Annotated in this window: 21 protein-coding genes and 1 pseudogene; 10 read left to right on the top strand and 12 right to left on the bottom strand. The window is 65.5% G+C overall.

Annotated features, from left to right (window positions below):
- Positions 1-271: 271 nt before the first annotated feature.
- Complete coding sequence (locus H0X91_RS25405) at positions 272-592, top strand: NUDIX domain-containing protein (protein WP_230878022.1); 321 nt, start codon at positions 272-274, stop codon at positions 590-592.
- A 52-nt stretch (positions 593-644) separates the two neighbouring features.
- Here the strand turns inward: H0X91_RS25405 and H0X91_RS25400 are convergent, their stop codons facing one another.
- Positions 645-1,121, bottom strand: a complete 477-nt coding sequence (locus tag H0X91_RS25400) for a hypothetical protein (RefSeq protein ID WP_052106030.1) — start codon at positions 1,119-1,121, stop codon at positions 645-647.
- A 326-nt stretch (positions 1,122-1,447) separates the two neighbouring features.
- Between H0X91_RS25400 and H0X91_RS25395 the strand changes: the two genes are divergently transcribed.
- Positions 1,448-2,398 (top strand): universal stress protein, encoded by a 951-nt coding sequence (locus tag H0X91_RS25395; protein WP_196433449.1) that lies wholly within the window; start codon positions 1,448-1,450, stop codon positions 2,396-2,398.
- Positions 2,399-2,410: 12 nt separating this feature from the next.
- Here H0X91_RS25395 and H0X91_RS25390 read toward each other — a convergent pair whose 3' ends face one another.
- Positions 2,411-4,702 carry a heavy metal translocating P-type ATPase gene (locus tag H0X91_RS25390; protein ID WP_196433448.1) on the bottom strand — a complete coding sequence of 764 codons (2,292 nt, stop codon included), beginning with the start codon at positions 4,700-4,702 and terminating at the stop codon, positions 2,411-2,413.
- Between the two features lie 228 nt (positions 4,703-4,930).
- Between H0X91_RS25390 and H0X91_RS25385 the strand changes: the two genes are divergently transcribed.
- Complete coding sequence (locus H0X91_RS25385) at positions 4,931-5,548, top strand: hypothetical protein (RefSeq protein ID WP_196433447.1); 618 nt, start codon at positions 4,931-4,933, stop codon at positions 5,546-5,548.
- A gap of 51 nt (positions 5,549-5,599) precedes the next feature.
- On the opposite strand, the gene H0X91_RS25380 is transcribed toward H0X91_RS25385, so the two are convergent.
- Positions 5,600-6,499 (bottom strand): cation diffusion facilitator family transporter, encoded by a 900-nt coding sequence (locus H0X91_RS25380; protein ID WP_196433454.1) that lies wholly within the window; start codon positions 6,497-6,499, stop codon positions 5,600-5,602.
- A gap of 153 nt (positions 6,500-6,652) precedes the next feature.
- Positions 6,653-7,000 (bottom strand): carboxymuconolactone decarboxylase family protein, encoded by a 348-nt coding sequence (locus H0X91_RS25375; RefSeq protein ID WP_034202910.1) that lies wholly within the window; start codon positions 6,998-7,000, stop codon positions 6,653-6,655.
- 211 nt (positions 7,001-7,211) lie between these two features.
- Here H0X91_RS25375 and H0X91_RS25370 point away from each other — a divergent pair, with 211 nt between their 5' ends.
- Positions 7,212-7,604, top strand: a complete 393-nt coding sequence (locus H0X91_RS25370) for a hypothetical protein (protein ID WP_196433446.1) — start codon at positions 7,212-7,214, stop codon at positions 7,602-7,604.
- Between the two features lie 99 nt (positions 7,605-7,703).
- On the opposite strand, the gene H0X91_RS25365 is transcribed toward H0X91_RS25370, so the two are convergent.
- Together H0X91_RS25365 and H0X91_RS25360 are read right to left on the bottom strand one after the other, a co-directional pair.
- The gene (locus H0X91_RS25365; RefSeq protein ID WP_196433445.1) at positions 7,704-9,113 is read right to left on the bottom strand and encodes an ATP-binding protein; all 1,410 of its coding nucleotides are present in this window, start codon (positions 9,111-9,113) and stop codon (positions 7,704-7,706) included.
- A pseudogene (locus tag H0X91_RS25360) lies at positions 9,110-9,214 on the bottom strand (winged helix-turn-helix domain-containing protein); the annotation flags it as partial. The pseudogene H0X91_RS25360 and the gene H0X91_RS25365, both read right to left, overlap by 4 nt.
- Between H0X91_RS25360 and H0X91_RS25355 the strand changes: the two are divergent.
- On the top strand, positions 9,191-9,457 hold the full coding sequence (locus H0X91_RS25355) for an acyl carrier protein (RefSeq protein ID WP_196251093.1): 267 nt from the start codon (positions 9,191-9,193) through the stop codon (positions 9,455-9,457). The pseudogene H0X91_RS25360 and the gene H0X91_RS25355 overlap by 24 nt on opposite strands.
- Positions 9,458-9,595: 138 nt before the next feature.
- Here H0X91_RS25355 and H0X91_RS25350 read toward each other — a convergent pair whose 3' ends face one another.
- Both H0X91_RS25350 and H0X91_RS25345 read right to left on the bottom strand, forming a co-directional pair.
- Entirely contained in the window at positions 9,596-10,126 is a 531-nt protein-coding gene (locus H0X91_RS25350) for a flavodoxin family protein (protein ID WP_230626831.1), read from the bottom strand.
- 294 nt (positions 10,127-10,420) lie between these two features.
- Complete coding sequence (locus tag H0X91_RS25345) at positions 10,421-10,966, bottom strand: Hsp20/alpha crystallin family protein (RefSeq protein WP_034202913.1); 546 nt, start codon at positions 10,964-10,966, stop codon at positions 10,421-10,423.
- Positions 10,967-11,208: 242 nt separating this feature from the next.
- Here H0X91_RS25345 and groL point away from each other — a divergent pair, with 242 nt between their 5' ends.
- The 3 genes from groL (at position 11,209) to H0X91_RS25330 (ending at position 14,034) form a co-directional block, all read left to right on the top strand.
- On the top strand, positions 11,209-12,843 hold the full coding sequence (gene groL, locus H0X91_RS25340) for a chaperonin GroEL (RefSeq protein WP_034202914.1): 1,635 nt from the start codon (positions 11,209-11,211) through the stop codon (positions 12,841-12,843).
- A 399-nt stretch (positions 12,844-13,242) separates the two neighbouring features.
- Positions 13,243-13,593 (top strand): hypothetical protein, encoded by a 351-nt coding sequence (locus H0X91_RS25335; protein ID WP_034202915.1) that lies wholly within the window; start codon positions 13,243-13,245, stop codon positions 13,591-13,593.
- Positions 13,594-13,662: 69 nt separating this feature from the next.
- Positions 13,663-14,034, top strand: coding sequence for an HPF/RaiA family ribosome-associated protein (locus H0X91_RS25330; RefSeq protein WP_196433444.1), 372 nt, complete (start codon positions 13,663-13,665; stop codon positions 14,032-14,034).
- A gap of 204 nt (positions 14,035-14,238) precedes the next feature.
- On the opposite strand, the gene H0X91_RS25325 is transcribed toward H0X91_RS25330, so the two are convergent.
- Together H0X91_RS25325 and H0X91_RS25320 are read right to left on the bottom strand one after the other, a co-directional pair.
- The gene (locus tag H0X91_RS25325) at positions 14,239-16,614 is read right to left on the bottom strand and encodes an exo-beta-N-acetylmuramidase NamZ domain-containing protein (protein ID WP_196433443.1); all 2,376 of its coding nucleotides are present in this window, start codon (positions 16,612-16,614) and stop codon (positions 14,239-14,241) included.
- 142 nt (positions 16,615-16,756) lie between these two features.
- Entirely contained in the window at positions 16,757-17,221 is a 465-nt protein-coding gene (locus H0X91_RS25320) for a hypothetical protein (protein WP_034202917.1), read from the bottom strand.
- Positions 17,222-17,680: 459 nt separating this feature from the next.
- Between H0X91_RS25320 and H0X91_RS25315 the strand changes: the two genes are divergently transcribed.
- Entirely contained in the window at positions 17,681-18,178 is a 498-nt protein-coding gene (locus H0X91_RS25315; protein ID WP_034202918.1) for a lecithin retinol acyltransferase family protein, read from the top strand.
- A 68-nt stretch (positions 18,179-18,246) separates the two neighbouring features.
- Entirely contained in the window at positions 18,247-18,417 is a 171-nt protein-coding gene (locus H0X91_RS35440) for a hypothetical protein (protein WP_196433442.1), read from the top strand.
- Positions 18,418-18,456: 39 nt separating this feature from the next.
- Here H0X91_RS35440 and H0X91_RS25305 read toward each other — a convergent pair whose 3' ends face one another.
- Both H0X91_RS25305 and H0X91_RS25300 read right to left on the bottom strand, forming a co-directional pair.
- Positions 18,457-19,713: a putative glycoside hydrolase gene (locus H0X91_RS25305; protein WP_196433441.1), complete on the bottom strand. Its 1,257-nt coding sequence runs from the start codon at positions 19,711-19,713 to the stop codon at positions 18,457-18,459.
- A complete protein-coding gene (locus tag H0X91_RS25300; RefSeq protein ID WP_196433440.1) occupies positions 19,710-20,498 on the bottom strand; it encodes a polysaccharide deacetylase family protein in 789 nt (262 codons plus the stop codon). Before H0X91_RS25300 ends, H0X91_RS25305 begins: the two co-directional genes overlap by 4 nt.
- Between the last annotated feature and the right edge of the window lie 113 nt (positions 20,499-20,611).

Below are 20,611 nucleotides of genomic sequence, written 5' to 3'. Positions count from 1 at the left end.
AGCACCAGACAGGCGGCTTGCTGTTTGAACTCCGGGGAAAACGTACGTCGTTGCTTGCTCATCAGACACCTCTTCATGGCGACCATTCTCGCCTAAATCAGTGTCCGGATTCATTAGACCACTACAGCCGGCCTTACATTCATACTGGTCAACGCTACCCGACTTAATGTGTCCCCGATTGAACTCCGCTGGCATCACGGAACGTGCCACCACTATTTGTCGCTCCCAGGAAAGCGTATTGCTGGTAGCACGAACTGCATCACGATGAACGCTGCCGGGCGGCATCATTAAGTCGGACGAATCCCCCGCGGAGGCGGCGAGTCGTGAACTCGAGGAAGAAACCGGCTTGATCGGGTTGAAGCTGACCTACGCCTTTCAGTTCATTGGGCCGTCCAAGCTTCACTATATCTTCGTCACCGACGTTCCCACCCAATCCGATCTGCGGTCAGGCAAAGAAATCAGTCTGTGTCAGTGGTTCCGGTATGTCGACGTCCAGTCACTTCCAACCGGCACGCCCACGCCAAAGATTGTCGACCGTCTCTATAACCATTCTTGCGCGAACGCGACCGATTCGCTTGCAATCGGCGTTTAACCCGGAATTCATCACCAGACCAATTCCTGCGATTGCAGTTCACTAAACATATTCAGAACGTGTGCTCGTAATTCAGTCGAACGTGAACCGTGTCGGCACTGTCTCGGCGTTTTACCGAGAGATCGATGTGATACCGGCCCGCCCACTGCATGTCGAAGTAGTTGCCGTACGTCGCCATGCCGTTGACCGTCAACACTGGCAAACGCTTGACCTGAACCTTCGGCCTGGCCTTCGATGCCGGTGCGGTCATCCGGGCGATGACCGCCGCGTTGTCGATGCGCGCGCCGGTCCTGGCGTCGAACAGCGCAACCACGAGGTGATAGCTGGCCAGATTCTGTGCGGCTTTAGTATCTCCTGGAGCACTCCCCTCTTCCGGCACGCGCGGTGCCTTCTCTGCCGGCACGATGCCGAAGTGAACGGTCAGGCCGTGCGTCGTCACGCTCCGGCTGGACGAGTCGGCGGCCGCCACACCCGTAGTTGCGGCGAACAGCATCTGCGCAAGCACGATCAACATCGTCAGCTTTCTCATGATCACTTCTCCAGTCAGATAGCGACACGCTTTGCGGTTGCGCAGGCGCAAGGCTTTTCCCGAACGGCACGGCGTTGGTTCAATGCTGCTGCCTGGTGCCGGCACCCCGCTTGACTCATATCAACGTGGCCGCGGCCATGTGCTCAAGCGATCTGCGAGCGAGCTTTCTCGATCGTTCGACGTACTGAAACTGGCGTATCGCGGTCAAGCCGTCTTCTCGCCCGGCATCGAGAAGGGAGCGTACTTGACGAAGGTCAACCCGGCAGAAGCCGCTCGCGCGAAAAATTGCCGTGTACAAGACCGACGGTTGCCACCGGGAGACATTCATGGGCACCACCACTTCACTCGTCCAGGCCGCCCCCGCTCCGCTGCGAGTGCTGATCGCGATCGACGGTTCGAGCGCATCCGCTCATGCCCTCGCCTATGCCAAAGCGCTCCTCCCTTCGAATGCAGCGGTACACATCATTAGCGTTGCCGAAAATCCGAGAACACTCGTCCCGCTCGGATCGAAAACCATGGCGCTCCTCGAATCCGCGCGCGTCGAGTTGCTCAGGGATGCATCCGATGCGGTGTCGAGCGCCAAAGCCGCAATGGATCGCGACGATCTCATCATCGACACGGAAGTCATCGACCTCGCCACACGTGGCGGGGATGTCGTGAATGCACTGGCCGACAGCGCGCAAACGTGGCAAGCCGAACTCCTGATCGTCGGCGCACGTCAGCATCATGGCTTGCTCGGATGGGTCGAAGGGACAGTTTCCGGCCCGCTCGGCAAATTCATCGGATGCCCGCTGCTCATCGTTCCGGAAGGTTTCGCGTCGGTTGCCGAGCACCTGCCACGGCGGATGCTGTTCGCCGTCGACGGAAGCGCGATTGCACTCGATGCATTGCGGGCAGGGTTGACATTCTCGCGGGCCGAAACCGAATTCCGTGCGATATACGTGGTTGATCGCCCCCCAATGCTGGGCGATTTCGTCCTTGGCGGGGCATTGGAAGAAGCATTGATCGGCGAAGGAAATCATGTGCTCCAGGGTGCCACGGCCATACTCGAAGGCACAGCCAAACCTGCGCAGTCGCAACTTATTCACGCGGATCGAACCGGCGCGGACGTTTCCCATCTGATCGCGCGCGACGCGATCGAATGGAATGCGGACATGATCGTCATGGGCACCCACGGGCGGCGAGGCGTCACGGGCTGGCTCGTCGGCAGCGTGGCCGGTCGCGTCGCGCGCATTACGAAAACGCCTCTCCTGCTCGTGAACCCGTCGCGAGCGTGATGCGTTTCGTCGTCACGTATCCGCGCCCACTGCGTGGAACAGTTCCTCTTCCTGGGCGCAATGCAAGCGCACAATCGCCTCCAGCCCGTACAGCAGGCGTTGTATCGACTGAACCTGCATGGTGTTCGTTCCGTCGCGCGGCAGGTCGGCGACCATCTGCCTGAGCGATCGGACCATCCTGAAGATCTCTCGGTGTGCGCCGCTCATCACCGCAAGCGGATCTTCGCCACCGAGTAGCGGGGCAAGACGCGCGTAAACCTCCAGATCGTCAGCGCGTTCGTGCGGCAGCAGCCGTTCGTCGAGCGAATCGATTACGCGCGCCAGTTCGCAAGCGATGGCGCCCCCGGACAGTTCCGGCAAGCGATCCGCGAAATCCCTGATCTGGTCCAGCAACGGCAACAATGCCGTGTGCTCGCGCCGGAGTTGCTCGACGTCGATATCCGCCAACCCGGCTCCCGTCGGCCTCGAGCGCACCATCAACACGCGCAGCGCATTGACGATGACGACGACGTCGACGACCTCCTGAATCACCGCGCCGGCAATCGGCGGCAGGAATCCCGCCGCCGCGATCGTCATCGCGACGACCGACAAGGACATGCCGATCACCACGCTCTCGAGCGCGATCCGGCGCGATCGGCGTGCGATACGCATCGCATCCACGAGTCGATCCAGCCGATCGACCAGCAAGACCACGTCGGCGGCTTCGGATGACGCGGCCGCTCCCCGCGCACCCATCGCGATGCCGACGTCGGCCGCGGCCAGCGCCGGCGCGTCGTTCACACCGTCACCAACCATGATCGTCACGCCCTCCTGGCGGGCAGCCTGGATAGCGGCAAGCTTGTCCGCCGGCGTCTGCTCCGCGCGTACATCGGTGACGCCCAGCAGTTCGCCGACGGCCTGCGCAATGTCGTGCCGATCGCCGGTCAGCATGACGAGACGCTCGACGCCTTCGCGCTTGAGCAGCCGCAATGCTCGCGGTGTTTCCAGTCGCACCTGGTCGGCCATTTGAATCGCACCGATCATGACGCTATCCACGCCGACGAATACCGCAGCCCCGCCCTCGCTGACGACGCGCGCCAGGAATGCGTCGCTCCACGGTGCATTCGTCGCGCGTGCCGACACGTATTCGAACTTGCCGATCGCAACGGTCCGGTTGTTGACCCTACCCGTCACGCCTTCGCCGGCCGTTTCGATGACCGCCGACGGCAACGACAGGTCGATGCAACGTTCGCGCGCCGCGACCGTCAGCGCGTCCGAAATGACGTGGCCCGACGCTTGGGCCAACGACGCAGCGAAACGCAGCACATCGTCCGCTGCGACGTCCGCGCCGCACTCGATCGCAACGATACGTGCCCGTCCTCCCGTCAACGTTCCGGTCTTGTCGAAGAACAGAGTCGTCGCTTGCGCAAGACGCTCCAGCGCCCCCCCGCCTTTGACCAGAATGCCGCGTTTCGAACAACGCGACATGCCGGACACAATGGCGACCGGCACGGCGAGGATCAACGGACACGGCGAGGCCACGACGAGCACGGCAAGCGCACGTGCGACGTCGCCGGTCAACAGCCATGCGATGCCCGAGACGAGCAGCGATGCGAGCACGAATAACGCGGCGTAGCGATCCGCGAGACGCACGGACGGGCTGCGCTCGTGTTGCGCGCGCTCGACCATGCGGACGATACCGGCAAACGTGCTGTTGCCCGCCGTCGTGCGGGCAACCATCTCGAACGGCGCGCCGGCGTTGACCACGCCGCTGCATGCGTTTTCTCCGGAACGGCGCCGCTGGATGGACGATTCGCCCGTCAGCATGGCTTCGTCCAGTTCCGCGTCGCCGGTCAACGTACCGTCGACGGGCACGAACTCGCCGCTCCGCACGAGCAGCCTGTCACCGGGGACAAGGGTGTCCGGCGCAACCGAGCGCCATTCTCCGTTCTCGAAACGGGTCGCCTGCCGGGGGGCACGACCGAGCAATGCGCTCATCTCGCGTTGCGCGCGGTCCTGCGCATACCGCTCCAGCGTCCGCCCGCTCGCCAGCATCAACGCAATCACGGCCGCCGCAAGCGTCTCGTCGAGCGCGATCGCCAGCGCGATCGCGAGCCAGGCGAGCACGTCGATGCCCACCTGCCGCCTCATCGCCGCCTTGACCAGCGAGACCGTCAACGCGAGCAGGACCGGCAGCGTACCCAGCAGCCAGGCGAATCGCGCGAGCGACGGCTGGCCGAACGCCACGCATACGCCGCCGCCGGCGAGCGTGGCGGCCGCCAGGATCAGCAACACGAGATCGATCGACCAGGGGACTCGGGACATGACCATTGCTCCGATCGCCGTGCATGGCGGTGTTCACCGCATCCGGTTCAGGTTGCAGACGGCGTGGCATCAGTCTAGGAAGCGTCGCGCTTTGCCAGTTGACATGGGTCAGGACGGAGAGCCTCCCGCGAACGACCGGCTCGCCGTGTTGCTTGACGTGAGTCAAGCCATCGGCCCCTTTCCTCAGCAAAATTGAGCCGTGACACCGGATGGCCTGGAGTCGATATCGTGCAGACGCTAGCTGTACTCTTCGTGCTGATTCTTCTGCTGAATCTCATGCCGGCGTTCGCCCCGCCCACGTGGATGGCGATGTCGTGGGTCGGGTTCAACCTGCCCGACGGCAATCCATTCATCTTTGCCGTTGTGGCGGCCGGCGCGGCGGCGACCGGCCGTGTCATTCTGGCGACCTTCGCGAGATCGCTTGTCCGCTCCCGCTGGATGCGGGAATCCGACCGTGAGAATATCAACGTCGCCACGCGCTGGCTGCGACAGCACCGGACGCTCACCGCCGGCGCGTTCTTCTTCTACGCCTTGAGCCCGCTGCCGTCGAACTACCTCTTCATTGCATACGGGCTTTCCGGGTTGCCGCTCAGAATCATCGCGGCTGCGTTCTTCATCGGCCGCGCAACGACCTATGCAATCTGGGCGCATCTCGGCCGCTTTGCGTCGACCCGACTGGACGTGGAATCGGAACTCGAAGGCACGTATCTCGGCGGCTACTTCGTCATCACGCAACTGGTCCTGCTCGGCCTCGTGTTCGCGTTGATGAAGCTCGATTGGCGTGCGCTCGTCAACGAACGCCGGCTGACGTTCAGACGCGGCCATCATCCGCGCGGCTCCGATTGACACACGGCGCACGCGGTCTTTCGATCGGGTGCATCGGCCAGCCGATCCCGGCTACCGGACGCGCATCCCGGATGCGACCGCGGGGAGGCTCTCGCGGCTCCGTGGATCGACGTGGGTCATGACATTCAGGACACGGTGATGCTTCATCACGCGCGCACGCGCGTCCACCGCGATGTCGTGTCCTTGCGCGACAGTGAGATCGGCGTCGATGTCGAGATGCACGTCCACGAGGATCAAATCGCCGGTCTTGCGCGTGCGCAGGTCATGCACGTCAAGCACGCCCCGCGTCGCAACCAGCGTTGCGCGGATCGCCTGCACTTCTTCAGCGTCGGCCGCCCGGTCCATCAGATCATGCAATGCGTCCCAGCCGAACGTGGCGCCCATTTTCACGATCATCCCGCCGACGATCAGCGCGGCGACGGGATCGAGCAGCGGGTAGCCGAACAGGTTGCCGACGATGCCGCACGCAACCACCAGTGAAGATGCGGCATCGGAACGCGCGTGCCATGCATTGGCGACCAGCATGCTCGACTTCACCCGCGTTGCGACCGCTAGCATGTAACGGAACAGACTCTCCTTCGCGACGAGCGCAAGGATCGCCACCCATAGCGCCGTGACATGGACGCGCGCGATCGTCTCCGGATGCTCGAGCTTCTGGATCGCGGACCACAGCATCCCGCCCCCCACCACCAGCAGGATTGCCGCGAGTGCGATCGACGCCCCGGTTTCGAAACGCTGATGGCCATAAGGGTGCTTTTCGTCGACGGGCTTGCCGCTATGGTGACCGGCCAGCAGCACGACGAAATCCGCGACGAGGTCGGACAATGAGTGAATCCCGTCCGCCACGAGGCCCTGTGATCGGGACAGAATGCCGACCGCCACTTGTCCAATGCTCAGCGCAAGGTTGACCGCAATGCTCACCCAGGTACTTCGCGTGGCCGCGGTGGCCATTGCAGGCGTCGCTTCCGCGACGGCTTCCGAAACAAGGTCAGATTGCTGTGACACCACGATTCTGGTCACGTTCCAAGGTTGAGCAAAGTCGGATAGTCGCAAGCGGACACGAAGGCCCATGCGCGCGTCTCTGGTAGCGACGGTCGCCGGCATTCACGTCGAAAGCTCGTCGAACGCCACCAGCGCATGTGCCGCATACATCATCGATGGGCCGCCCCCCATGTAGACGGCGACACCAGCAACCTCCTCGACCTCCTCACGCGTCGCCTTCAGCTTGATCAACGATTGCATATGGAAGCCGATGCAGTCGTCGCAGCGGCACGAGATCGCGATGCCCAGCGCGATGAGCTCGCGTGTCTTTTTTGTCAGTGCGCCATCTTTGGTACCGGCCGCGCCCAACGCGCCGAAGGCGGACAGGAGTTCTGGCTGTGACTGCCGAAGCTTGCGCATCTGCTCGGCGACTTCGGCGGTTCTTTCACGATAACGCAACGAGTTCGACATGGCTGGGCCCCTCCGAAACGAGAGAATCTGGACGGCTCACGACGCTTCACTTCTGCGGCGGGCAATGATGCACCGCGCGTCTGACAACGGCGTGATCTCGGGCATGTATTCGATGGTATTGACGGACGCCCGGCAAGACTTGATCTGTGACAAAGGACCACCCGCCCGTTCTGCGTACCGTTGGACTCATGCAAACGACTTGGAGACCATCATGTCCAGAGCAAACAGGTTCACCGTTTCGCTCCTGATCGGTGTCGCGATTGCAGTGATGATCGGCCTTGCGGACGCCCAGCCTCGCCAGCCTGCTCGTGGCCCCGCTGTCGAGTCGGGAGGCATGATTTATGGCAGTCAACTGATGACGCCGACCGAGCGGACGGAATACCGTACGCGGATGCTCGCGGCAGCGTCGGATGTGGAGCGCGAGAAAATCCGCGCCGAACATCATGCCGAGATGCAGAAGCGTGCGAAAGCGCGCGGAATCAAGCTCCCCGACGCGCCCCCCATGCGCGGCATGCATCGCGGGCAAGGAATGGGGATGGGCATGGGGCCCGGCTACATGCATGGCTGGCCCAGCGGACCTGCGAGCGGCGCTGCTGGGCAGTGATCGCGCGGTTCGCCGCATCCGGCCACAAGCGCGTCGAACCTATTTGCCTACAGCCATTCTCGTGTGCACCGCGCAATGCGGTGACGTTGGCCCGTCGTCTCAGTCATGCGTATGACGGGCCGAGCGCGTAGCTGGACTGGGTCCGTCAGGCTCAGGCCACAACACGGTCACGCGTAGGCCGCCAAGTGCGGTTGATCGGTCAACCTGAATATCGGCGTCATGCGCGGCGGCGATTCGCCGCACGATCGACCAGCCGAGGCCGCTCCCGCCCGGCCGGGTTCCCGCGGGCCGAAAGAATCGTTCACCCAGCCGGTCCAGATCGTCGTCGCGCATGCCCGGGCCGCTGTCTTCGACCCGCAGCACGGTGCGCCCTTCTCGATGGCCGACCGAAACGGTGATGCACGCCTGCGGCGGACTGTAGCGAATCGCGTTGTCGACCAGGTTGCGCATCACCGACTCGAGCAAGGGTTCGTTGCCGCCGACGATGCACGGCGACGGCGCATCGAGTTCCAGCCTCTGCCGTATCCCGATCGACCGCGGCGCAGCCTCCGCGATCACGCGTTTCGCCAGGGTCGATACGTCGACCGGCGCGCGGTCCGCCAACGCGCCCGCATCGAGACGCGAAAGCAACAGAAGCTGATCCACCAGGCGCGCGGCCCGATCGCACCCTTCGAGCACGCCCCGCAGCGCATGCCGGCGTCGCGCGTCATGGGGCTCCGCCATCGCGACCTGCGCCTGCGCCTTGACGGCCGCGAGCGGCGTGCGCAACTCGTGAGCAGCATCGGCCGTGAATCGGCGCGCCGCATCCATCACGGCACGAATCCGCTCGAACAAGCCATTCAACGCATCCAGCATCGGCCGCATCTCGAGCGGCGTCCGGTCCGGCCGAATCGTGTCGAGTGCCTGCGGATTCCGCTTCGCGAGCGTTCGTCCGAAATCGCGCAGCGGCGCCGTGCCTCGGCGAACCGCCCAGCCGATGGCCAGCACCAACAACGGCAACGCAGCCGCCATCGGCCACAATGCGCTGCGCATGACGGCGCCCAGGATCGCCTTGCGTGAATCGATTCGTTCGCCCACGAACACCTGAACATCGCCGCGCACGCCGTGCACGCCGAATACCCGCCACGCATTCCCGTCGATCACGACGGTCCAGACTCCGGACGACTGATCGCGCCCGGTCAGCTCGGGCGCCACCATCGGCTTCGACGGCGCGTTTTCGGAATGCAGGCCGAGCCGGCCTTCATGAAACACCTGAAAGGCCACGCGCGGCCCGTACGGATGAAGGATCGGCGCATCGATCGCATTGTCGTCGTCATCCGGCCCGCGCGCCTGTTGCGCGACGAGCAGTGCCGCCACCTGCGCGAGGTGGCCGTCGAGCAGCCGGTCGATCTCGCGCCGCGCATCGAGCCAGGTCAGCATCAGCGTCGATAGCCAGACAGCGAGGACCACGGCCGGCACGAGCGTCAGCAGCCGGCCATGCAGCGAACGCCCGGGCAGCACGGCTTTCATGCAGCGTCCCGCATCAACACGTAACCCACGCCGCGCACCGTTCGGATCAGCTCGCTGCCGAGCTTGGCGCGCAAGCGATGGATGTGGACCTCGACGGCATCCTTTCGGTCGTACTGGAAACGCTTGCATCCGTCGCGCCGGAACTCGACCCGTCGACGCTGCGTGCGGATCGTCCGCTGCGCAGTCAGGTCGATCTCGATTCGATGGACTGGCTCAATTTTCTGACGGGCCTTCATGCGCGGCTGAAGGTGGAGATTCCGGAGCGCGACTATGGTCGTCTGGTTACGCTCGACGATATCGTCGGCTATCTCGCGGCCGCAGACGCACACCGTCCCGCGTCTTGAGGCCTGTCCATCGCGCAAGCCGACGTTTGTGCCGGCGTCGGAACGTCCGCCACACCGTTACACGAGGGCGCACGCGCCCGTGCGCCGGTTCCTGAGAGCGCTATCGCCCGGTGCCCCGCTCGCGCGAACGCGCATGCTTCAGCGCGCCGCAGTCGTCGCGACCGCTTCCGCCAGTCTGCGCGTTGCGCGTTCGGCAAATGCCGCCAGAATCGGGCTGGCATCGCCATGCAACGTTTCGCGCGGCGTCACGTGACATTCGGCGAGCGGCGACTTGCGAGCCAGCATCCGCATTTGCGTGAGTGCGGAGTCCGCACCACGTTGTGCGAAGCTGCAAAAGAATGCGACACGCGGCAGGCGCCGCTGGTTCGCGACGAGATACGCCCGCACCGGCGACGATACGCAACCTGCCCAGACCGGGGAGCCGATCACCACGAGATCGTACGCGGCCGGGTCGCGCTTCGCCGCGACGATCTCCGCCGGCTTCTGGTTGATTGCCTCGACGAGCGAACGCAGATAGCCGAACGGGCCCGCGCGATCGCGCGTCACGACGATTTCCTCGACGTCGGCGTCGAGCATCTCGGCCAGCGCGGACGCGGCCCGGCGGGTCGTGCCGGTGCGCGAATAGAACACGACGAGAACCTTGCCGGCATACATGACGACCTCCCTCATTCACGCTTGTCGGGCGGCGCGTGCGTCCGTTGAATCCATTCGCCATGACGCGCGGGCGATCTCAAGAAATCGGCCCCGTGTGGACGGATTGCACGCGACGGTGCAACCACTGGCGCACGGGCGCCGTGTCCGACAACCCGGATATCGGCTCTGCATGCATGGCGAATGCAGGACCGCCTTCCGTCGACCACCCGAATGTCGCTGTGTGGCGACATGATCCAGCGATCGAGAAGCAAACGGAAAGCATGTGCACCGGCGTCCGCCGGCACGCGTCGGCGGATGCCCGCACCCGTTTCAGCCTGCCTTGACCTCGATCTTCTTCTCGGCCTTGCGCGCTTCCGGCGTCTTCGGCAGCGTCACCGTCAGAATGCCTTTCTGGAACGACGCCTCGATCTTGTTCCTGTCGACCCCGTCAGGCATGCGAAAGTAGCGCTCGAATGAGCCGAAGCGGCGCTCGTGGACGTAGTAGTCCTTGTGCTGCTCCTCCTTTTCTTCCTGCTTTTCGCCGCGGATCGACAAGCCGCCGTTCGCGAGCTTGACCTCGATGTCCTTCTCGTCCAGCCCGGGCAATTCCGCGGTGATTTCGTATGACTTTTCGGTTTCCGCGAAGTCGACCGCGGGCTCGGCGTTCCATTCGTGATCGCGGCGCCAGAATGGCTGAAGGTTGAAAATCGGCCGCCGCACCGTCGGCATGCCCGCGCTGCGATTGAAATCGTCGAAGAGACGGTCCATCTCATGGCGCAGCGTTTCGATCGGATGCCAGTACGACGCCCCTGTCGGCGCATGCTCCGCACTCTCCTGCGGCTTGTTGACCGCCAGTTTCGTGGACGATTCTTTCATGTCGTGCCTCCTTCTCGTCAGTGATGCATTTATTCTCGATTGGCGATGACCGCGGCAATTGACGGAGATCAACGCTCAGGATGGAGACACCGAAGGCTCTTGGGCGAGCACATGGCGGTGCGAAACGTATTGCCCTCGTTGACTCAGGTCAATCGGCACGACGCGCCGGCAGGTGGAATATCCGTATCGGTCGCCGGTCCCGAGATGCGTCGTGCCCGGCTTCGTCGCACAGGAGGTGCATCGTGCCCGCAAAATCGCTTGTGTTTCATCAGGATGCTCGCCAACGGCTGCTCAAAGGCGTCAACGCGATTGCCGAGGCGGTCAAGATCACGCTCGGCCCGGGCGGGCGCAACGTGATCGTCGAGCGGGCCGGCACGGCGCCGCTGGTCGCGAACTCGGGCGTCGTCGTCGCCGGCGCTGTCGACCTGCCCGATCCGTTCGAGGAAATGGGCGCCAGGTTGTTGCGCGAAGTAGCGACCCGCACGAGCGAAGTCGCCGGCGACGGCACGACCACCGCCACCACCCTGGCACAGGCAATCGTTGCCGAAGGCATCAAGTGCGTCACTGCCGGGCACGATCCGATGGCGCTCAAGCGCGCGATCGAAGCGGCCGGCCGTGACGTGGTCGCCGAACTGCACCGCGTGTCGAAACCGTGCGCGAGCGCGGACGAGATGCGCCAGATCGCGACGATTTCCGCCAGCGGCGACAGCACGATCGGCGCGCTCGTCGCACAGGCCGTCGAGCGTGTGGGCAGGGACGGCGCGATCAGCATCGAGGACGGCACGAAGCTTGACGACGAGCTCGAGACCGTGGACGGCTCGCTGATCGATCGCGGCTATCTGTCGCCGCTGTTCGTCGATTCGGACAATCACCGCATCGTCCTTGACGAGCCGCACATCCTGCTCTGCGACATGAACATCAGCGCGATCGCACAACTGCTGCCGGTACTCGAGGCGCTCAGCAGCACCGGCAAGCCGCTTCTCGTCGTCGCGAACGAAGTGGAAGGCGAAGCGCTGGCGACCCTCGTCGTCAACCACCTGCGCGGCACGCTGAAATCGTGCGCGATCCACTCGCCCGGATTCGGCGAGGCGCGTACCGAGCAGCTCGCCGACCTCGCCGCGCTGACCGGTGCAACGGTCATTTCCATTCAGGCCGGACGGACACTCGAGCGCACGACGCCGGACGATCTCGGTTCCGCGCGGCGCGTCGAGATCACGCGCGAGACGACGACGGTAATCGCCGGGCGAGGCGAACGCCAGCGCATCGACGACCGCGTCCAGGCGCTGCGTACGCGCATCGCGGCGACACCGGCCGGATACGAGCGCGACGCGCTGACGCGCCGATTGACGAAACTCGCGGGCGGCGTAGCGGTGATTCGCGTCGGCGCCGCGACGGAAACCGCGCTGCGCGAGCGCAAGAATCGCTTCGAGGATGCCTTGCATGCAACGCGCGCCGCGATGGAGGAAGGCATTGTGCCGGGCGGTGGCGTCGCACTGCTGCGTGCACGGTGCGCGCTCAAAGGCAACGGCGCATACCTGACAGATGTGCAGCGCACCGGCGCGCGGATCGTGCACGACGCACTGGCATCCCCGCTGCGTCAAATCGCCGAAAACGCCGGAGCGGACGCGCAGGCCATCGTACACGCGGTCGATGCCGCAACCGGGCCGTTCGGCTATGACGCGGCGACTGCGACATATGGGGACATGATTGCTGCCGGAATCGTCGACCCGGTCAAGGTCGCGCGTTCGGCGCTACAGAACGCGATCTCGGTCGCGTCGCTGCTGCTCACGACCGATTGCATGATCGCGCATCGCCCACGTATGGCCCCGTCGGCGGGTGCGGCGCAAGCGGGAAACTGGGGCGACGAACTCGGTTGAGCCATCAGTGTGCCGTCGGTCGGTCTTGTACGACTCGCGAGGGGGACACGCGGAATTCATGTCGGCCACGGTGCGGCCGGCGCCACCGTTGCCGCAGGGCAATCATTCTCGCCCCGGATGCCGGATCCCGGGGCGGTTCCTGTTCGATATCGCGTTTGCGTTTCGCGTCAATGGCACGGTCGGAGTTTCGCCCGTCCAGCCGCTCAGCCGGTCATGTTGGTCAAACCTTGTCGTTCGCGTGGCCCGGACACGCGCTCGATGGAATTCTCGTTTCCACGGGCCGACGCGGTCCATAAAAGCCGCCGTTGATGCGTGTCAAGCGGCGGCTGCCCCGACAACCTAGGCTGGAAGCGTGGACGACATTCGTCCTGACGCACGCGTTCAGGCTGGGAGGCAACCATGCAGGCCGGACATCATTTCCTACCCGAGTTTCGGCATGCGACCGTGCCGACCTATTTCGTTTCTTACGTGTTTCCCCTGCTGCTGGCCGGCTACGAGGTCTACCGGATCGGCTATTGGGTGAGCCGGCATGGCTGGAATTTCGCGCAACTGCCGCAGGCCGGCTACGAGTTCACGCTGATGTTGTTCGTATTTGCACTCCAGGTGATTCTCGACGGGTTGTTCTTCATGACGGCATGGGCAGGCAAGCATCCGGACGTCGAGCATCGGCTCGCGAACCTGGCGCTCGGCGTTCTGTGCTCGACACTGGTCATCGCGTTCGATGTCGTCCTTCAGATTGCCACGTTCTGAATCGGAATCTCAGGGACGCCGGCACGACGGGGCACGAGCGGCATTCATCAACCATCAACGGATCAAGCAATGAAGCCACCTTACGAACTGGTATTTCAAGGCATGCCGCGCTCGGACGCGCTCGAGGCGGCAGCCGCCCGGCATGTATCCAGACTCGATCGATTCCGGCAGGACATCTCGCATTGCCGGATCAACGTCGTGCTGGACGAGAAGCACGATCATCAGGGGAAACCGTTCAATATCCGGATCGAGGTCACGATTCCCGGACATCAACTGGTATCCAGCAAGGAACGCGACGAGGACGCCTACGTCGCGCTGCGCAATGCCTTCAGCAACGTCACGAGAATGCTCGAAGACACGGGACGGGAGCAGCGAGGCCGCGGCAAACGGCACGATGAACGTTCGGCCGCTCCTGCCACGCGATCCGACGCGCACGAATAGCGTGCAGTCGGGCAAGTGTGCGCCCCTGGAAGCCCGGGCGACGCGTGCGCCGATCGGTGGATGCCACGATGTTGCGGAGACGCTCCATCGCGAGTCCGTGCGAAACTGGCGCCCGTTCTGGCGTTCTTCCGCCCATTCTCCACACGTCGCGCCACGGCATGCGTCGCGCATGCCATGCGCGTCAGCCGCCGGCTTGCCATCCGTTCAGTACAGCAGAAATGCCGCTCTCTCAGGCGCGAACGCCGCATCCTGCGCGACAACCACGCGCTCGATCTCGTCGAGCGACCGCCCCGCCTCCAGCATGTCCGCCACCTCGCGCGAACCGATCGATGCACGGATCGCATCGATCCGGAACCGCGCCGGATAACGCCGGTGCAGCGCCAGTGCGAGCGCCAGCCCGATCTCGCCCGGTCGCGTCGCGCCGGGCGGCCGTTCGATGCGCACCCCTTCGCACACCCTGCCGCGATACGGCCCCTCCGTTGGCACGAAGCGAACCGTCGAGAAGGTTGCGTCCAGCCGCATCGCGCGAAGATCGTCCGCGAGGATGCGCCCGTCGATCCATGGCGCACCCACGACGCCGAACGGTGTCTCGGTGCCGCGCCCGACACTGACCGCCGCTCCCTCGATCAGCCCCGTCTCCGGGTACAGCGACAACGCGCCGTCATCGCGCAGGTTCGGCGATGGCGGCACCCGGCCGAGCCCGGTATCGCCGAAGCGCATCGCGCGCACGTAATTCGCCATCGGCACCACGGTCAGCGCCGCGCCGATATGCAGACGGTCGTTGAACAGTCGCGCCAGTTCGCCGAGCGTCATGCCGAGCTGGAGCGGCAACGGGTAATAACCGGTGAACGTGGCCGGCCCGGCATCGGCCACGGGGCCGCCGAACACATCGCCGCCCAGCGGGTCCGGGCGGTCGAGCACGAGCACCGGGCGATGCGCGGCGGCGCCGGCCTCAAGCGCGTAGCCGAGGGTGGCCAGATACGTGAAGAAGCGTACGCCTGCGTCCTGCAGATCGAGCACCAGCACGTCGACATCGGCGAGCAGCGCGGGCGCGATCCGGCGCCGGTCGCCGTAGAGGCTGTGAACGACCACACCGGTCGCGGCATCGACCGTGTCGCCGAACGTCTCGTCGACGTCGGTGCCGAGCCCGTGCTCGGGCGCAAACAGTGCGACGAGCCGCGCGCCCGGCACCTGCGCGAGCAGGTCGACCGTGCGCCGGCCGAACCGGTCGAAGCCGCTGTGGTTCGTGACGAGCGCAATGCGCTTGCCCGTGACGGCCGCGAAGCCGTTCGCCGCGAGCACGTCGATGCCGGCGAGAACCGGCCCGCGCGATACGGGCAACCGGGCGGCTTGCGCGAGAGCCGCCGCCATCGCAGGCACGCGCGTCGCAATCCGCGAGGACGTCACGGGCGCGGCCTCGCTCGACACGATGCCGAGCACGAGCGAGCGCAATGGCATCGCCGTGCCGGTTTCGTCCGGATACAGCCGGCTCGTGAGCACGATCGCGAAGCGGCGCGTCACGGGATCGATCCACAGCGCCGTGCCCGTGTAGCCGAGGTGTTGCAGCGCGCCGACCGGCGGCAGCCGGTAGCGGTTCGCGACGAGCGGCGGCCCGACCGCCCAGCCGGGCGTGTGCAGGTCGCCTTCCGCGTCGAGCGTGGCCGGCGTCTCGAGCGCGGCCACGCTGCGGCGCGCCAGCACGCGCACCGGGCCGAGCACACCGCCGTTCAGCAGCATGCGCGCGAAGCGCGCCAGATCGTCCGCACTCGCGAACAGGCCCGCATTGCCGGCAACGCCGCCCATCGCGGCCGCGACGGGATCGTGGACGCTCCCCCGGAGCAGACGGCCATCGCGAATGGTGGTGGGCGCCACGCGCGCGAGCAGCAGCGCCGGCGGCCGGAACGCCGTGCTCGCCATCCCGAGCGGCGCGAACACATGCGCGGCGCACCACGCGTCGAGCGGCCGGTGCGACACGCGCTCGACGATCTCGCCGAGCACCACGTAGTTGACGTCGCTGTAGCGCACCTGTGTACCGGCCGGCGCGCCGGGTGTCATCGCGACGATATCGGCTCGCACGGCGGCACGGCTGCGCAGCGCGCGGGACGACGACACGCCGGCCGGCAGCCCGGACACATGTGCGAGCAACTGGCGGATCGTGATGCCGGCCTTGCCGTGCGCGCCGAACGCGGGCCAGTAGCGCGCGACCGGCGCGTCGAGGCTCAGCATGCCGCGCTCCGCGAGCTGCATGATCGCGACCGCCGTCGCCACCGGCTTGGTCAGCGACGCAAGATCGAAGACGGTATCGGCCGTCATTGCCTCGACGTGCTCGCCCGTCACGCGCAGGCCGCGCGCGACGCGCGCCAGCACGCCGTCCGCGTCGCCCGTCACGACCACCGCGCCGGCAAGATGGCCATCGGCGATCTCGGCGGCGATGGCCTCGTCGATCGCGGCGGCCTGCTGCGCCATGGCCGTGTCGGACTCCGCGTGCGCACCGGCTGATGGAAGCGTGAACAGCAGCGCGGCGGTCAGCGCGGCGGCACAGCGGGATCGCCGCGATCGAGTCTGTTCCACTGCATCCATTCCTTCGTGCCGGCCGCGTCGGCGGAGTCGCGCTGCGCGCGGAAGCCTGCCACATCGATAGCGTCAGGATCCGGGATCGGCCGACTCCTCGTCGGCTCTCGCGCCGCGCCGGTCCTGAGCGAACGCGCGGCTAGCGCGCCAGTTACCGCGGCGATGCGGAACATTCGCCACACAGTCGTATCGCGCCGTGCCGTTCAGGGTCGTGCCAGTAGAAGCGCACGTCGACGGCGCCGCGCGCCGGTACGACGACGTGGCGGACTTCCCGAACGGCCCTGTCGTGCGCGGACACGGTATATCGCCCCGGCGGCACACGGGTGAACAAGAACGGACCGCTCGTGTGTACGTCGAGAATCGCCGACTTGCCGGACGACAGCGTGACATCGACATCGGAAAGATAATGGCCCCGCTTCGATGCGAACGTCATCCGCAGGTTGTAGCGAGGCGCGACATCGCGAAACGCAGTGACCTCGTCCTGGCCGATTCCGCCGGTGATATAAGCGACACCGTTGTGCACGATCGGCTCGGTGGACGTGTCAGCCAGCGCGTTCTCACCGATGTTCAGCAGGCAGGCTGCCACCAGCAGCATCTTCACGGTTCCGGTCCACATCTTCACTCTCCTGATTGAGCACGCATGGCTGCGACCCGGCCCGTCCGGTCGCGGAACGGGCTGCGTACGGTGACGTCGCGCATTCGCGTCGACGACGATGTCAGCGTCCCGCGGAACGTGGATTTCCCGTTGACTCAGGTCAAGCGCGCGCCTGTCGAAGCCGGACGGGCCCCGCGAGACAGTCATCGCGCCCCATCTGCCCGTTCGACACGGCACGCCTGAAATCACGGGGGGAGTGGGATACCGACGGCGCAATCGTCCGTGACGGCTGTCAGCCGATATTGCACGGCCCGTCGGAAATTTCCGACACGGCGGCTCGACATCGGACAGCAAGCTCAGGCCACGCTGATTGTTCCGCGCGGCTCCGCTGCCAATACTGGAGACGTAACAGAACGCAACGTATTTCGCGGCCGGCGCCCGATTCTTCCGCCCCGCCGCCGCAATACCGAGGAGCTGGCGATGAGTGATCCGACCGCAGCGCACGCCGACGACGCCATGCTGGATGGCGAACCGCCGGTCGGTGCCCACCTCGTGACCCGCCGCCCCGGCTACGTGCATCACGGGATCTATATCGGCGACGGCAACGTGATTCACTACGCGGGATGGTCGCGCCATGCGAGCGGCGGACCGGTCGAGGTCGTCACGCTGGACGGCTTCCGCGCCGGGTTCGGGCTCGCGGTCATTCGCCACGCGAGCGCGCTGTACGATGGAACGGAAGCCGCGCGCCGCGCGGCTTCGCGCCTTGGCGAATGCCAGTACCGGCTGCTCACGAACAACTGCGAGCATTTCTGCCTGTGGTGCCTGTTCGGTGTGGGGAGGAGCGAGCAGGTCGCGTCGTGTCTGCGCAACCCGGCGCACGGCATCGCGGTCGCCGTCATGCTGATGGCTTGCGTACTGGCCGCGCGATTGCATCCGGCGATGGCCGGGCGCGAATGCCCCGCACGGTGTACGGCCTAGTATCGGCGACAGGGCCGTTGTTCAGTCATTCGTCAACTTGACCGTCACCCGCGGCCACGAAAGACGACATGCACATGCCCCATCGTTTCGCCTGCGCGATCGCAAGGCGGGTCGCGCTGACCTCGGTGCGCCCCCTGCCGCAGCAGCGCGTTGGCAATCTCGATCGCCTTGCCGCGAACCGGCGGCGGAAGATTTCGCATCGAAGGCGGATAACGCTCATCATTCCACGGCATATTTGATTCGTCTCCTGCAGGTTCGAATCGCTTTGCATATGCTGATCAGCGCGGCAATGCGGCAGGATCGTAGCGATTGCGCGGGTTCCACAGCATCCAGCCATCCGTGCCTGCCGCATCGGCCGCGTCGACCTGCGCGCGAATCTCGTCGGCATCGAACAGCCGGCGATCGAATGCATAGTCGCGAAACGCCTGGAGCCACGGCCTGAACCGGACACCGTCCAGCCCGGTGCGGCGCTTCGCCTCCTCCAGCGACCGCGAAACGATCTCGCCCGGATGCTCGGTCGGTTTCCGGCAACCGGGCAGGCCCCACGTGAAGCCGGACGGATACAGCATTGGCGACACGTAGTCCACCACCGGCACGAGCGCATCGAGCCGCTGTCCGATTGCCGTATCGTCGGCGTTCCAGCACACGTACCCGAAAACATCGGCCGACAGGTAGAGGTTGTACGGCTGCAGCCGCGCACGCGCGCCGGTGAGGAATCCGCTGATCGCCGCGATTCGGTTGGCCTCGGTATTCGGCTCGGCGAACCGCAGGCCGTTGGCGTCGGGAAACCGCAGGTAGTCGAACTGGATTTCGTCGAAGCCCATGCGGGCCGCCTCTTCGGCGACATCGTAATTGTGTTGCCAGGCCGCGCGCGACGTCGGATCGATCCAGCGCTGATGCTCGCGGTCCTGCCAGATCTCGCCGGCCGCGTCGCGCACGGCCCACTCGGGGTGAGCGCGCGCGAGCGGATCGTCCTTGAACACGACGATTCGCGCGATCAAGTAGAGGCCGCGTGCGTGAAACGTCCGCAGCAGGTCCGGCAAATCGGGCTGATGCACGATCGCACCGGCGACATGGCTCGCGGCGCCGGAGATCTCACGCGCCAGGCTGCGATATGGCGTCACGCCGCTGTCGCCCTTCACGTCGATGACGAGCGCGTTGATCGCCGTCTTGTCCTGAAGGGAGAGCGCCGCGTCGCGCAGCGTGCGGTCCGCGACGCCGTAAGCGGACAGATAGACGGCTTTCGGACGCACCGGCGTCATGCGGATCGTCTGTGCACCCTCGCCGGGTGAGATCGTGACTTCGATTCGCGCGTAGCCCGGCGCACGCACGCTCAGGCGTGCGCCCGCCGCATCGATCTCTAGTGAAAACGCGCCGTCGCGATCCGCGGTCCGGTTCGCACCCGCCGCGTGCCCGGTTGCGCCGGCGAGCGGGTGCCCGTTCGCCGCATCGATGACGGTGATCGTGACGGGCGCCGCCCGGGCGGCGAATCCCGCGAGCGACACGAGCAGACAGACGATCAGACGTTCGATCACGGTTTGCCCCCGACGGTTCTCAGCAATCCGTTCATGCATCGTGTGTCGCAGGCGTCGGTCATCAGATAGCGCGGCAGCGCCATTGCCGAGTCGGTGATACGAACGGGGCGCGCGTCGAGCGCGAATGCCGCGACGTAGCCTTCGCGAGCGGCCAGCTGGTCGGTCTGCGCATCGTGGACGCCGAACGGCCAGGCCAGCATCCGGACCGGCTGGCCGGTTTCGGACTCGAGTCGTTGGCGCGAGCGGCTCAACTGGAACGACACGAAGCGCAAGTAGTCGTCCGGCGTGAGCCGGGCGCGCTCGGTGCGGAAATTCGGATGCCAGTACGTATGCGACTCGATGTCGAATCCGCCGGCCCGCCCGAGCGTGCGGAGTTGGTCCCACGTCATCGCATAGCTGGCATTGGAGATGGCCGACGGATAGATGAACAGCGTGACCGGCACCGGATGCACAGCCAGTAACGGGCGCAGTACCTCGTACACGGAGCGGTGACCGTCGTCGACCGTGATCGCGACCGCGCGCGCCGGCACCGCATCGCGCTGGCCGTCATGCCAGCGTATGATGTCGGCGAGCGGCACGATGCGATAGCCGTTCGCCTCGATCGCCTGCAGCTGGTTGCGGAATGTGTCGACGCGCACCGTCATCGAATCCACGCGCGCGGCGGCGAATCGGTGATAGACCAGGATCAGCACGCGCTGCGGTGGAGAAGCGATCGACGCGACGTCGGCGGACGCAACCGGCCGCACGCACGACAGCAGCAGGCAGGCGATCAGTCGAAAGTCCATGGCGGATCTCGTGGAACAGATGCCCCATTTTTTGCGATCGCGCCGCGCAATCCGCTGAGCCAGATCAACGATCGATCACGCCGGCGAGATCGCGCACGCGTCGGGCCGCCTGC

This window comes from Burkholderia sp. 9777_1386 (assembly GCF_015712265.1).
Classification (GTDB): Bacteria; Pseudomonadota; Gammaproteobacteria; order Burkholderiales; family Burkholderiaceae; genus Burkholderia; species Burkholderia cenocepacia.
This window is presented reverse-complemented; position numbering and strand designations above follow the sequence as displayed.

What these genes read in the sequence shown, in the direction of transcription:
- H0X91_RS25400 (WP_052106030.1), bottom strand. Translation starts at nt 1,121, where the DNA reads ATGAGAAAGCTGACGATGTTGATCGTGCTTGCGCAGATGCTGTTCGCC.
- H0X91_RS25395 (WP_196433449.1), top strand. Translation starts at nt 1,448, where the DNA reads ATGGGCACCACCACTTCACTCGTCCAGGCCGCCCCCGCTCCGCTGCGA.
- H0X91_RS25390 (WP_196433448.1), bottom strand. Translation starts at nt 4,702, where the DNA reads ATGTCCCGAGTCCCCTGGTCGATCGATCTCGTGTTGCTGATCCTGGCG.
- H0X91_RS25380 (WP_196433454.1), bottom strand. Translation starts at nt 6,499, where the DNA reads ATGGCCACCGCGGCCACGCGAAGTACCTGGGTGAGCATTGCGGTCAAC.
- H0X91_RS25375 (WP_034202910.1), bottom strand. Translation starts at nt 7,000, where the DNA reads ATGTCGAACTCGTTGCGTTATCGTGAAAGAACCGCCGAAGTCGCCGAG.
- H0X91_RS25370 (WP_196433446.1), top strand. Translation starts at nt 7,212, where the DNA reads ATGTCCAGAGCAAACAGGTTCACCGTTTCGCTCCTGATCGGTGTCGCG.
- H0X91_RS25365 (WP_196433445.1), bottom strand. Translation starts at nt 9,113, where the DNA reads ATGAAAGCCGTGCTGCCCGGGCGTTCGCTGCATGGCCGGCTGCTGACG.
- H0X91_RS25355 (WP_196251093.1), top strand. Translation starts at nt 9,191, where the DNA reads ATGGATGTGGACCTCGACGGCATCCTTTCGGTCGTACTGGAAACGCTT.
- H0X91_RS25350 (WP_230626831.1), bottom strand. Translation starts at nt 10,126, where the DNA reads ATGAGGGAGGTCGTCATGTATGCCGGCAAGGTTCTCGTCGTGTTCTAT.
- H0X91_RS25345 (WP_034202913.1), bottom strand. Translation starts at nt 10,966, where the DNA reads ATGAAAGAATCGTCCACGAAACTGGCGGTCAACAAGCCGCAGGAGAGT.
- H0X91_RS25335 (WP_034202915.1), top strand. Translation starts at nt 13,243, where the DNA reads ATGCAGGCCGGACATCATTTCCTACCCGAGTTTCGGCATGCGACCGTG.
- H0X91_RS25330 (WP_196433444.1), top strand. Translation starts at nt 13,663, where the DNA reads ATGAAGCCACCTTACGAACTGGTATTTCAAGGCATGCCGCGCTCGGAC.
- H0X91_RS25325 (WP_196433443.1), bottom strand. Translation starts at nt 16,614, where the DNA reads ATGGATGCAGTGGAACAGACTCGATCGCGGCGATCCCGCTGTGCCGCC.
- H0X91_RS25320 (WP_034202917.1), bottom strand. Translation starts at nt 17,221, where the DNA reads ATGTGGACCGGAACCGTGAAGATGCTGCTGGTGGCAGCCTGCCTGCTG.
- H0X91_RS25315 (WP_034202918.1), top strand. Translation starts at nt 17,681, where the DNA reads ATGAGTGATCCGACCGCAGCGCACGCCGACGACGCCATGCTGGATGGC.
- H0X91_RS35440 (WP_196433442.1), top strand. Translation starts at nt 18,247, where the DNA reads ATGCACATGCCCCATCGTTTCGCCTGCGCGATCGCAAGGCGGGTCGCG.
- H0X91_RS25300 (WP_196433440.1), bottom strand. Translation starts at nt 20,498, where the DNA reads ATGGACTTTCGACTGATCGCCTGCCTGCTGCTGTCGTGCGTGCGGCCG.